The organism is Bacillota bacterium (assembly GCA_040754675.1).
In the GTDB taxonomy this organism is placed as follows: Bacteria; Bacillota; Limnochordia; order Limnochordales; family Geochordaceae; genus Geochorda.
In genome coordinates this window covers 5,081-17,260 of the sequence record JBFMCJ010000030.1, presented here as the reverse complement: position 1 = coordinate 17,260, position 12,180 = coordinate 5,081, and the positions used below count along the sequence as shown (strand labels likewise).

General features: G+C 68.3%; 9 protein-coding genes. 4 read left to right on the top strand and 5 right to left on the bottom strand.

What is annotated here, in order from left to right; translation table 11 throughout:
* Positions 1-1,339, top strand: a 1,339-nt coding sequence (locus AB1609_03395) for an asparagine synthase C-terminal domain-containing protein (protein ID MEW6045511.1), incomplete at its 5' end; no start/stop codon positions are given.
* A gap of 216 nt (positions 1,340-1,555) precedes the next feature.
* Positions 1,556-2,578 carry an NAD(P)/FAD-dependent oxidoreductase gene (locus AB1609_03390; GenBank protein MEW6045510.1) on the top strand — a complete coding sequence of 341 codons (1,023 nt, stop codon included), beginning with the start codon at positions 1,556-1,558 and terminating at the stop codon, positions 2,576-2,578.
* Here AB1609_03390 and AB1609_03385 read toward each other — a convergent pair.
* A complete protein-coding gene (locus AB1609_03385; protein ID MEW6045509.1) occupies positions 2,575-4,071 on the bottom strand; it encodes a potassium/proton antiporter in 1,497 nt (498 codons plus the stop codon). The two genes, AB1609_03390 and AB1609_03385, sit on opposite strands and share 4 nt — an antisense overlap.
* Before the next feature lie 413 nt (positions 4,072-4,484).
* On the opposite strand from AB1609_03385, the gene AB1609_03380 reads away from it, so the two are divergent.
* Entirely contained in the window at positions 4,485-5,342 is an 858-nt protein-coding gene (locus AB1609_03380) for a DMT family transporter (protein MEW6045508.1), read from the top strand.
* A 37-nt stretch (positions 5,343-5,379) separates the two neighbouring features.
* On the top strand, positions 5,380-6,693 hold the full coding sequence (locus AB1609_03375; GenBank protein MEW6045507.1) for an MFS transporter: 1,314 nt from the start codon (positions 5,380-5,382) through the stop codon (positions 6,691-6,693).
* Between the two features lie 40 nt (positions 6,694-6,733).
* On the opposite strand, the gene AB1609_03370 is transcribed toward AB1609_03375, so the two are convergent.
* The 4 genes from AB1609_03370 to gnd all read right to left on the bottom strand — a co-directional run bounded on the left by AB1609_03370 (position 6,734) and on the right by gnd (position 12,099).
* A complete protein-coding gene (locus AB1609_03370; protein ID MEW6045506.1) occupies positions 6,734-8,782 on the bottom strand; it encodes a chloride channel protein in 2,049 nt (682 codons plus the stop codon).
* A gap of 223 nt (positions 8,783-9,005) precedes the next feature.
* Positions 9,006-9,635 carry a cyclase family protein gene (locus AB1609_03365; protein MEW6045505.1) on the bottom strand — a complete coding sequence of 210 codons (630 nt, stop codon included), beginning with the start codon at positions 9,633-9,635 and terminating at the stop codon, positions 9,006-9,008.
* Positions 9,635-11,194, bottom strand: a complete 1,560-nt coding sequence (gene zwf, locus AB1609_03360; GenBank protein ID MEW6045504.1) for a glucose-6-phosphate dehydrogenase — start codon at positions 11,192-11,194, stop codon at positions 9,635-9,637. Before zwf ends, AB1609_03365 begins: the two co-directional genes overlap by 1 nt.
* Positions 11,191-12,099 carry a phosphogluconate dehydrogenase (NAD(+)-dependent, decarboxylating) gene (gnd, locus tag AB1609_03355; GenBank protein ID MEW6045503.1) on the bottom strand — a complete coding sequence of 303 codons (909 nt, stop codon included), beginning with the start codon at positions 12,097-12,099 and terminating at the stop codon, positions 11,191-11,193. The genes zwf and gnd overlap by 4 nt, the downstream gene beginning before the upstream one ends.
* Positions 12,100-12,180: the final 81 nt, after the last annotated feature.

Genomic DNA, 12,180 nt, shown 5'->3' with positions numbered 1-12,180 from the left:
CGAAGTGCTGGTCGTGGGCCCGGGGCGAACTCCCGGCCACGGGGTCTTCTGCGGCGTACACGAATTGAAGCCCGGGTGGTGGCTGTTGTTCGAGCGGGACGTCGCGTCCTCCGCGGGCCCCGGGCCACGCCCGGTGAGGGGCCGCCTGCGAACCCTCCCCTACTGGTCGCTGCAAAGCCACCCCCACCTCGACGACCTGGAGACGACGGTGGCCACGGTCCGGGAGCTGTTGGCAGACAGCGTGCAGCGGCAACTTGTCTCCGACGTACCGGTCTGTACGCTCCTGTCCGGTGGCATCGACTCAAGCGGCGTGACGGCGCTGGCCGCCGAGGCGTTCCGCAGGCGTGCCATGCCCCCCGTTCGCACCTTCTCCGTGGACTACACCGGCAGCGAGGAACACTTCCGCCCGAGCGAGTTCCAGCCCAACGCCGACGGGCCCTGGGTCCAACGCGTCTCCCGCTACCTGGGGACCGACCACCGGCGCGTCGTCATCGACACGCAGGCCCTGGCCGAAGCCCTGGACAGCGCCGTCAGGGCCCGGGATCTGCCCGGGATGGCCGACGTGGACTCGTCCCTGCTGCTCTTTTCCCGGGAAATCAAGCGGGAGGCGACCGTGGCCTTGTCCGGAGAGTGCGCCGACGAGGTGTTCGGCGGCTACCCGTGGTTTCGCCGGGAAGAGGATCTGAACGCCGACACGTTCCCGTGGACGCGCATGGCAGAGGTGCGTATCAGGCTTTTGGCGCCCGAGATCGCTGCCGCCATCCGCCGGGCCGGGTACCTGGACCGGCGCTACCGGGAGGCGCTGGACGAGGTGCCCCGGCTGCCGGGCGAGCCACCCAGGGAAGCCCGCCTGCGGGAGATCGCCTATTTGAGCCTGACCCGCTTCATGCCGACGCTGCTCGACCGCAAGGATCGCATGAGCATGGCGGTCGGCCTCGAGGTCCGGGTACCTTACTGCGACCACCGCCTGGTGGAGTACGTCTGGAACGTCCCGTGGTGGATGAAGTTCTGTGACGGGCGGGAGAAGGGGCTCCTGAGGCGGGCCCTGGCCGGCGTCCTTCCCGAGGACGTCCTTGCCCGCCGCAAGAGCCCGTACCCCAAGACGCACAATCCGGCCTACGCCGAAGCGGTGAGGCGCAGGCTGCGCGACATCCTGGCCGACCCGGAGTCCCCGCTGCTCCGGCTCGTCGACGTGGCGGCCGTCAGGCACCTCGTGGACGGCGGCGTCGACGCCGTCCAGGTACCGTGGTACGGCCAGCTCATGACCGGCCCGCAACTGATGGCCTACCTGGTGCAGGTGAACACCTGGCTGCGGGAGTACCGGGTGACCCTCCGGTAGTCAGCCTGGAACCTTCGCCTGCTTTTCACCCTGCGATGTTCCTATTGCCCCCGTCTGCAACTTAAGTAGCGCAGGGATACAACCGTGAGGTACCATCGTGATGGACGTCACTGCAGCCCTTGCGCTCCGGCTGCTTGGTGAATACGGCATACACCAGAGGGGGCACAGCGAATGGCAGATCTTGGTGGGGGCGGCCCGGCCAGGCCCTCGGACGGGATGGCCCTGCAGGCCGCACAGCCGGTACAGGTGGACGACATCGCGTTGATCGGCGGGGGCCCCGTGGGGCTGTTCGGGGCGTTCTACGCGGGCCTGCGGGGCCTGAAGACGCGGTTGTTCGAGAGCCTGCCGCAACTGGGAGGCCAGCTCACGGCCCTTTACCCCGAGAAGTTCATCTACGACGTGCCGGGCTTTCCCAGGGTGCAGGCAAAGGTGCTGGTCGCCCAGCTCGTGGAGCAGGCCATGCAGTTCAACCCGCAGGTGATGCTGAACACTCCGGTAACCGGGCTGCAGCAGCGGCCCGACGGTGGGATCTTCGTGCTGACCACGGCACGGGGTGTCTTTTTCGCCAAGGTGGTCATCGTCACCGCCGGCCTTGGGGCCTTCTCCCCCAAGAAGCTGGCGGCCCCGGGGGTGGCGGAGTTCGAGGGCAAGGGCGTTCACTACTGGCTCGATGACCTGAGCCGGTTCCGGGGAAGGCGAGCCCTCGTGGTGGGTGGGGGGGACTCGGCGGTGGACTTCGCCCTGATGCTGCAGCCGGTCGCCCGGCACGTCACGCTCATCCACCGGCGGGACGGCTTCCGGGCACACGAGCAGTCCGTCAAGCAGCTGTACGCAAGCGGCGTGGAAGTGCTGGTCTTCCACGAACTGAAGCGCCTCGAGGGCGGCGAGGCCGTGGAGCGGGCCGTGGTGTTCGACAACCGCACCGGCGCCGAGCGGGTGCTGGACGTGCAGCACGTGGTGTTCGCCCTCGGGTTCTCGGCAGACCTCGGGCCGATGCGGGAGTGGGGCCTGGAGCTCGAGGACGAGGCCATCCGGGTCAACAGCTTCAAGATGGAGACGGCAGTTGCGGGCGTGTACGCGGCGGGCGACATCGCCACGTACCCGGGCAAGGTGAAGCTGATTGCCACAGGGTTCGGCGAGGTCGCCACGGCGGTCAACAACGCCTGCCGCTACATCGACCCGTCCCTGCCGGTCTTCCCCGGGCACAGCAGCAACCGGAAATCCGCCGGCCAGCGCTAGACCGGCTCCTCTTCCTGGATACCGAGCCGCAGCCGGACCTCGTCAAGCTGTGCCTTGTGGCCCAGGATCAGGAGGATGTCGCCCTGGTGGACGGTGGTGCTGCCGGAGGGCACGCGGTAGGCGTTGTCCCGGCCCACGAGGACAACCAGCGCGCCCGCCGGCAGTCCCAGCTGCGCGATGGGCTGGCCGGCGGCGGGCGACTCCGGCGGGATGATGAGTTCGATGAGGTCGCTGTGGACGTTCTCGGGCGCGGCCAGCTCCAACGGCGGGCGGCGCTCGGGCGGGGCCTCGGCCGCCACCCCGAGCCAGCGCGCCACATAAGGAATGGACGTGCCCTGCAGGAGCGCCGAGGTCAGCACCACGAAGAAGACAACGTTGAAGATGAGCTGAGCCTCCGCGATCCCGGCCAGGCGGGGAAGCGTGGCCAGAATGATGGGAACCGCCCCTCGCAGCCCCACCCAGGAAACCAGCAGCATCTCCGCCAGGCTGGCCCTGAAGAAAGGCAGGATGGCCAGCACCGCGGCGGGCCGGGCCACCAGCATGAGAAACGCGGCCACCGCCAGTCCCAGCCCCGTTACCCGTGCTACCTGTGTTGGAAAGACGAGAAGGCCAAGCGTCAGAAACATCAGGATTTGGGCAAGCCACGCCGTGGAGTCGTGGAACCGCATGAGGTTGCGACGGTGAACGAAGCTGGAGTTGCCGACCACCAGCCCTGCGATGTACACGGCGAGAAAACCGCTACCCCAGGCCGACGCGGTGATCCCGTACACGGCAAAGACCAGCGCCAGGGACATGACTGGGTAGAGGGCGTCGGACTCGAAGTGGACCCGCCGCAAAAGCTCCACCATGACCCGCCCCAGGCTGTATCCCAGAGCGCCTCCCACCGCCATCTGAACGGCGAACAGGCCGACCAGGTCGCTGGCGCGAGCCCCCTCCTGGCTGATCATGTGGATCAGGCCAAGCGTGAGCAGGACGGCCAGGGGATCGTTGGTGCCCGACTCCAGTTCGAGCAGCGGCCGGAGCCGGCCCTTCAACGCGGCCCGGCGGGAGCGCAGCACGGCGAACACGGCCGCCGCATCGGTGGACGAGATGACCGAGCCGAGCAGCAGCGCCTCGAGCGGGCGAAAGCCAAGCACGGCGGCGCCGAAAGCGCCAACCAGCACGGCCGTGATAACCACGCCGACGGTGGCCAGGAGGACCGCCGGCCACAACACGGGCCGGACCTGGCGCCACTCCGTGTGCAGGCCACCGGCGAACAGGATGACCACGAGAGCGGCCACCCCGAGGACCTGTGCGAGCCATGGATCGTCGAAATAGAGCCCCCCGGGTCCGTCCGACCCGGCCAGCATGCCGACCCCGAGAAAGAGCACGAGGGCCGGCACGCCGAGGCGGCCGGCGCCCTTGCTGGCAGCAAGGCTCGCCAGCAACAGGAGCGCCGCCCCTAAGAGGATGTGTTCGACCCGCATGCCCTGGATCCCCTCGTACCCGCCCATGACCAGAGCCCCAGTTCGACGGATGTGCGGTCAGTCCTGGACGGGGCGGCTCCCATCTTTTTGCGACGCCACAGCCACCCGTCGGGTAGATCCAGCGCACGCTGGATCGCCGCCGGGCACAACCACAGGCAGGGACTGCTGCACGAGCGGCAGGCCTCCGGGTCGATGATGGTCAGGTGACACCCAGCCGCAGCGTCCAGGTGATGGGCTGGTAACGGAGGGGCCGAAGCACGGAGGGCAGGGAGGCTCGCCACGCTTTGTTGATGGTCTAAACAACGGTCACCACCGCCGGCAGCCGGGTCTCCACCGCCTCGACGCCGCTCCGCTATCCCCTCCTCCGCGATCCTGGTAGCCTAAAGGCCGAGAGGCCAGCCGTCCTCGCTGGGCACAATCATCGCGAACAGGGGGCCATTTTGACTCTTCTAGCCATCGCACTCGTTCTCGGTGCGGCCTTCGTCCACGCCACGTGGAACTTCCTGGCCAAGCGGACAGGGAGCGGTACGGTGTTCGTGTGGCTTTTCGCAGCCCTGTCCGCGGCGCTCTACGCCCCCGTCGCGGCGACTGTCCTGATGTTGAAGCAGCCACATATCGGCCGGGTGGAGCTCACCTTCATGGCGGGCAGCGGGGTGCTGCACCTGACCTACTTCGTCATGCTGCAGCGGGGCTACCGGTTCGGCGATCTTTCCCTCGTGTATCCCCTCGCACGGAGCACCGGCCCGATGCTTGCCACGGCGGCCGCCATCGCCTTTTTCGGGGAACGCCCCACGGCGCTTGCGCTGCTGGGCGCTGCGCTGATTGTACTCGGAGCGTTCGCCATATCCTGGAATGGCGGCAATGTCACGGCGCGCGTTCGAACGGGCCTGGCATACGGCGTCCTGGTGGGCGCGCTGATCGCGTCTTACACGCTGTTGGACAAGTATGCCGTCAGCTCCCTGGCAATCTCGCCGGTATTGCTGGACTGGTCCGCCAACCTGGGCAGGGCGACCCTGCTCACCCCTTACGCCTTGACCCGCTGGGATCGCGTGCAGGTCGAGTGGCGCACCCACCGGTCCGAGGCACTCGCCATCGCCGCCCTAACCCCGCTTTCGTACATCCTCGTGCTCACCGCCATGTCCTTCACGCCCGTGAGCTACATCGCGCCAGCCCGGGAGATCAGCATCCTCATCGGCACCTTCCTTGGGACCCGGTGGCTCGGCGAGGGGCACAGCCGGCAGCGCCTCCTGGCCGGTGGGGTCATGATGCTGGGTCTGGTGGCGCTGGCGCTCGGCTGACGGGGGCGAGCGGCGGGCGCCTGAGCCCAACGGCGCAATGCCCACCGATGCACCAGGACGGTCACCGTCGCGATTGACTGACCGGGGCTGCGCGGTTATAGTGCCACGGCAAGCGCATCAGACCGCCCGATGGAAACGGAGGTGCCGAACCGTGCGCAGACGCGTTCTGGGAATCCTCTTTGCCACACTCTTCATCGTGATGGTCGGCTTCGCCATGCTGTTCCCCGTCGAACCGTACTACGTCCGCACGTTCGGCGCGACCAGCCGCACCATGGGGTGGCTGATAGCAAGCTTCTCCCTTGCGCAGTTCGTGTTCAGCCCCATGTGGGGCCGGTTGTCGGACCGGATGGGACGCAAGCCGGTTCTCATGATGGGGCTGGCCGGCTACGCTGTTTCCATGGCCCTGTTCGGGCTGGCGCGGTCGATTCCGGCGCTGTTCGTGACGCGCACGCTGGCCGGCGTGCTCTCCTCGGCCACCCTGCCGACCGCCCTGGCGATCATCGCCGACACCACCACCGAGGAAGACCGGACCCGGGGAATGGGCGTCGTGGGCGCCGCGTTCGGGCTGGGCGTCATCTTCGGCCCCTTCGTCGGAGGGGTGCTCGGCGAGATCAACATCCGGCTGCCGTTCGCGGCGGCCGCCGCGTTGTCCCTCGTTACCCTGGCGCTTGTGGGCTGGATGCTGCCCGAGTCCCTGCGGCGGGACGGGGGAGAGACAACGCAGGCAGCCAGGGGCTCCCGGTGGGCCGCCATTCGCGGTGAGGCAGCGATACTGTATCTGGTGGGCTTCCTGGTCACGTTTTCGCTGGCAGGGCTGGAGACGGCATTCCCTTTCCTGGCCAACGACCGTTTCGGGTTGACCCAGCGCTCGGTGGGGTATATCTACGCCGTTATGGGCCTGGTCGGGGCCGCCGTACAGGGTGGGCTGGTAGGCCGGATGAAGCGGGCCGTCGGGGAGTACGGGATGATCCTCGGCGGATTGCTGACCAGCGGGGCGGGGATGGCGGGCCTCGCCGTTGCGCCGTCTCCGGCGATCGCGACGGCGGCCATCAGCCTGTTTGCCGCGGGCCACGGCTTCATCCGGCCCGCCCTGACATCGCTCGTGTCACAGCGGGCGCGGGTCGGGCATGGGCTGGCCATCGGGGCGCTGAGTTCGATGGATTCGTTGGGACGCATACTCGGGCCGGTCGCGGGCGGCACTCTGTATGTTACCAGGGAACTGCTGCCGTTTGCAGCCGGCTCCGCCATCAACGCGCTGGCTTTTCTGGGCCTGCTCGTGCTCCCTTTGGCCCGGCCAGTGGCGCTCTTAGCGGGTTCACGGGGCGGCCAAACCCCAACGGAGTCGAAGTGATGAGCATTGCTCGAGCGCGAAGCGGCCCAACGCTTCGCCCTCAAGACGGCGACGATATGAACGACGGCGTCCGCCTGACCCTGACATCTACCGCACCGCTCAGCCAGGTGGAGATGGCGTCGGCCTGTTCGGCCGGGACGGCAAAGATCAGGATGCGGTCACCGGCGCAAAGCTCGGTATCCCCGTGCGGGACGAGCACTTCTCGGCCCCGCCGGACAGTCACAACCACACACTCCGCCGGGAGCCGCACCTCAGCCAGACGCCGCCCCACAACGGGCGATCCTTCGGGCAGCAGGACCTCCCTGAAAGCCCCCTGGTCGCGGTGGGCGTCTCGCAGGAAGTCGATGCGCACCGCCACCTCGGACGCGTGCAGGGTGTAGACGTGGTAAGCGCGAAGCACGTCCGAACGCCGCAACCGCCCCACCAGCCGCCGGGGGTCCTCGGGCGAGACGACCGGCAGCATCGCCAAACCGTAGACCGCAAACCGTCGCATGGCCCGCTCCAGCGTATCGTCCGGGTAGACTGTGATGACGCTCGTGCGAGCCACGGCGCCCACGGGCGTTTCACTGGAAGAAACACCTGGCAGCGCTCGCAGATCGGACAGCGAAACGACTCCGACGAGGCGCCCGTCGTCGTCGACGACCAGCAGAGGCTCGTGGTCTTCCTGGATGAGCCGCCGGTAAGCTTTACCAACGGATTCATCCCGGCGAATGGTACCTCTGATTGGCGCCATGGCAGCCGCTACGGTGACCCTCTCCGTGGGTCGGACCTCGCTTCCCCGGACGATGATGATTCCGCGCTTGCTCAGGCGCACCGTGTACATCGAATCCCGGCTCAGCGATCCGTGCACGAAGTAGCTGATGGCGCACGCGCCCATCACGCCCAGCGTCAGGCCCCAGTCCCCGGTCATCTCCAGGATGATGGTAATCGCCGTTAGCGGCGCCTGCGCCGACCCGGCGAAGATGGCGCCCATCCCCACGACCGCGTACGGGCTGCCCTGGATGAAGAGCCCGGGCGCCCACCGATCCAGGACAGCGCCGAACAACCCGCCCACCATCGTGCCCAGATAGAGGGAGGGTGCGAAGACCCCGCCGGAGCCGCCCGAACCGATCGTCACCAGAGTTGCCGCGTACTTGGCCACCAGCAGTTCCGCCATGGTGGCGAGGGATAACTCGCCGCGCACGGCCTGGCTCATGACGTCGTACCCCACCCGGAGGGCCTGGGGGAAGAACAGCCCGATGGCTCCGAGCACCAGGCCGCCCGCTGCTGCCTTCAGCCAGAACGGCGCTCGCCAGCGCTCTGAGAGCGTCTCCACCCGCTCGAGACCCCGCGTATAGGTGACACCGACCAAGCCGGTCAGCACCCCGAGGACCAGCACCGGGAGCAGCAGAACCGGTCGCGCCATCACGTAGGAAGGGGCGGGCAGTACGAGCTCGTTGCCCATGATCGCGGAAAAGGTGGCGGAGCCGGTGACGGCCGCCACGAGCACCGGCACCACCGCACCCATGGCGTAGCTGCCCAGGACGACCTCGAGGCCGAAGAACGCCCCGGCAATCGGCGCGTTGAAAGTGGCGGCAATGCCGGCCGCCGACCCGCACGCCAGCAAGACCGCAATGTACCGGTCAGGCAGGCGCAAGAGTTGCCCGACCACGGAACCAAACGAAGCGCCGATGAGGGCGATCGGCCCCTCCTGCCCCACTGACCCGCCGCTACCGATGGTGATGGCCGGTGAGAGGATCCCAAACCCCGCGACCCGCGGGCGAATGCGGCCACCCCGCAGTGCCAGAGCCTCAAGGATCTGAGGGACGCCGTGCCCCTTTACTTCGGGGGCCAGGTAGCGAGCGATGGCCCCCACGATCACCAGGCCCACGGCGGGGGCGGCCAGCGCCAGGGCGATGCGGGCGACGTCGGATGACCCACCTGCGCCTGGCGCTCCCAGCCAGGGCGAGCCGGCCGGGCTGCTGAACAGCGCCGTGAAGAAGCGAATCATCCAGCGGAACACAATGGCGCCAAGGCCACCGATGACGCCGACGGCTATAGCCAGAACGAGGAGGACGATCGGTTCGCCTCGGGGACCGAAGACGTTCATCCAGGAGCGGCCCGGCTGCCAGCTTATCTCTCGTGATGGCTGTGGGGCTTGTTGCGGTAACGAAGCAGATCCGGCTTTGTCTGAGGCGCTGTCCATGGCGGGACGATCCAACCCTACCCTCCCCACGACGTCCATTCTACCGCAGCGACGCCGGAAGTCTAAACGCCGGTCCCAACAGGACTGTACGCGGTAAGCGGATACTTCACATTCAGTGCAACAGCCACTAGTCGTCCAGGAGCACGACCCGTGCCGGGGCTGCGTCCAGGCCCACGAGAGGTAGCGGAAGGGCCACGAGCCGGTAGCGCCCTGGTGGGACCCTGGCGAGCCGCAGCCCTTCCAGCACGACGACTCCCCGGCCCAGCAAGGTCCTGTGCGTGGGATGGCCCGGTTGCCCCCGTTCGATCCCGAGGGCGTCGATGCCAACGCCGCGTACGCCGCAATCGGCTAAAAACACCGCCGCATCGGCCGACACGTAGACGAAGCTCGCGCTGAACCCTTCTTCCAGCGAGTTTCGGGTCTTGAGCAGCACGAACTCTCCGGCCGCCAGCCCGTGCGGGGCGAGGTCTCCCGGCCGGATCGCGCCGGCGATGGCGGTGAGGTCCAGCACGCGACACGGCCCGACCAGGGCATCCAGTGCGATGCGGTGCACGCCGGCACCATGGGGAAAAACGTGCAGTGGAGCGTCGATGTGAGTGCCCGTGTGCGTGTCCAGGCAGACGCGGCTCTCCCGTACTCCGGCGCCCTTCGGGTCGAAGTCGCGGCTCACGGCGAAAACCGGGCGCTTCTCCTCCCGGTTTGCGTGGACCGCCATCCCCGGGAAAACAGGCATCGACACGTCGAAGATGCGGCCCATCACGTCTCCGCCGCGGTGCCGCTTCGCACGGGAACGGGCGCATTCGTGGCTTCGACATCACGCGCTTCCACCTGGGGCGGCCACCAGCCGAACCCGTCCTGTTGGGGCACGCGCCAGGCCTCTTGAGGGCCCCACGTCCCGGCAGCGTAGTTGGGGAACGCGGCGGGGCTGTCCGCCCACGCCTCGGCGATGGGATCGACGAACTGCCACGCCAATTCGACCTCGTCCCATCGCGTGAAGTGCGTGCCGTCCCCCCGGATGGCGTCCAGGAGCAGGCGTTCGTACGCCTCGGGCGTCCCCAGGCCGGTGCCGCAGTTCTGGCAGAAGTCGAGGGCCACGGGGACCATCCGGCCCGTGCTGCTGCCGGGCTCTTTCGCGTTTATCCGGAGGTAGAGCCCCTCCAGGGGATCGATACGGATGACGAGCCGGTTGGGAACTGGCGGCCCGTTTTCGAAGAGGTTGAAAACGGCAGGGACCGGGCGAAACTGAACGCTCACCTCCGTCGCCTTCACCGGAAGGCGCTTCCCGGTGCGCAGGTAGAAGGGGACGCCCGTCCACCGCTCGTTGTCCACGTACACCTTCAGCGCCACGAACGTTTCGGTTTCGGAGTCCGGCCGCACCCCCGGCTCCTCCCGGTAACCCGGGACGAAAAGGCCCGCCACCCGGCCCGGCCCGTATTGACCTCGCACCGCCTGGCGACGGACGGCCTCCCCGTCCAGCGGCCGGAGCGCCCGCAGCACCCGCACCTTCTCGTCCCGGATGGCCTCGGTCTGGTATCGGGCGGGCGGCTCCATGGCCGTGAGGGCCAGCATCTGCAGCAGGTGATTCTGGACCATGTCCCGCAGAGCCCCCGCCCGGTCGTAGTAGCCGCCTCGCTCTCCCACGCCCGCGGTCTCGCTCACCGTGATTTGAACGTTCGCGACGTGGTGGCGGTTCCACAGCGGCTCGAAGAGCGTGTTGGCGAACCGGATCACGGTGATGTTCTGCACCATTTCCTTGCCCAGGTAGTGGTCGATGCGGTAGATTTGCTCCTCTCTGAACACCTCGAGCAGCCGGTCGTTGAGGCGGCGAGCCGAGGCGAGGTCCCACCCGAACGGCTTTTCCAGCATGACCCGCGACCACCCCGGCCCTTTGCCAGGCACCAGCCCGGCGGCGCGCAAGCGATGAACGATGGGCTCGAAGAGTTCGGGCGCCACCGCCAGATAGTAAAGGTGTCCCACCGGAGCCGCGGCGTGGCCGTCCTGCGTGCTGAACCGGGCAGCCAGCGCCGCGTAGCCCTCGGCCGAACGAACGTCCATCCGCGCGTAGTTCAAGCCTGTCGCAAAGCGCGCCCAGGTTGCCTCGTCGAACGCCTCACCCCTTCGGTCGAGCACGCTCTGCCGAACCAAGTTCCTGAGTCCCTCGTCGCCAAGGTCGCGGCGCCCGACACCGACGAGTGAGAATCGCTCCGGCAAAAGCTCCTGCTGGAGGAGCCGGAAGAGCGCAGGATAGAGCTTTGCTCGGGCGAGGTGCCCGGTGGCTCCGAAGAGAACGAGCACCACAGCGTGGTCGTCCGTCACGACCCGGCCACCCCGGGTTCGACCGGGTGGCCGCCGAACTCGCGGCGCAGGGCGGCGACCAGCCTCGCGGCAAAGCTTTGCGCCTGTTCGGACCGATAGCGCATGAACACGGACGTGGCGATGACCGGGGCCGGCACCCCGAGGGCCAGGGCTGCCTCGGCGGTCCACCGGCCCTCGCCGGAGTGATGCACGACCCCGGCGACGCTTGCAAGGCGGGGGTCCCGCGCCAGGGCACGCTCGGTAAGCTCCATCAGCCAGCCCCGGATGACCGAGCCATGGGACCAGACCGCCGCCACCGCTCGCAGATCGAAGGGGAACGGGGCCTTTGAGAGGACCTCGAACCCCTCGCCGATTGCCTGGAGCATGCCGTACTCGATCCCGTTGTGAACCATCTTGGCGAAGTGCCCGCTGCCGACCGGGCCGGCGTGGAGGCAGCCGCCGGGCACACTGATGTCGCGGAAGACGGGTTCGAGGCGGGCGAAGAGCGCGTCGTCCGCGCCCACCATCGTGCAGGCGCCGTGGCGGGCCCCCTCGATGCCGCCGCTGGTGCCGACGTCGACCAGGTGCAGGCCGTGCGCCCGGAGCCGTTCGGCCCGGCGCAGCGTGTCCTGCCAGTGGGAGTTGCCGCCGTCGAGGATCACGTCACCGGGCTGCAAGAGAGGCAGCAGGGTGTCGATGGTGTCGTCGACGGGTCTGCCGGCCGGCAGCATCAGCCAGACGTGGCGCGGCGACTCGAGCCGGGAGGCGAGGTGCTCGAGGGTGTACGCTCCCTCCATTCCCTCGGATTCGGCCTGCCGCACCTTGTCCGGGGATCGGTTGTACGCCACCACCCGGTGGCCGTGGTCCTTGAGGTTCCGCGCCAGGTTGAAGCCCATCCGGCCCAGGCCGATCAGGCCGAGTTCCACCGCACCGACCCCCGTCAACGTCGCTTCCGGGGTTAGTTTGCGCGGCCGGCGCGAATAGGTTCAGGGCACCGCTTTGCGCGG

Excerpts from the sequence above, each read along its gene's own strand:
- AB1609_03390 (MEW6045510.1), top strand. The coding sequence starts at position 1,556 with ATGGCCCTGCAGGCCGCACAGCCGGTACAGGTGGACGACATCGCGTTG.
- AB1609_03385 (MEW6045509.1), bottom strand. The coding sequence starts at position 4,071 with ATGGGCGGGTACGAGGGGATCCAGGGCATGCGGGTCGAACACATCCTC.
- AB1609_03375 (MEW6045507.1), top strand. The coding sequence starts at position 5,380 with ATGCCCACCGATGCACCAGGACGGTCACCGTCGCGATTGACTGACCGG.
- AB1609_03370 (MEW6045506.1), bottom strand. The coding sequence starts at position 8,782 with ATGAACGTCTTCGGTCCCCGAGGCGAACCGATCGTCCTCCTCGTTCTG.
- AB1609_03365 (MEW6045505.1), bottom strand. The coding sequence starts at position 9,635 with ATGGGCCGCATCTTCGACGTGTCGATGCCTGTTTTCCCGGGGATGGCG.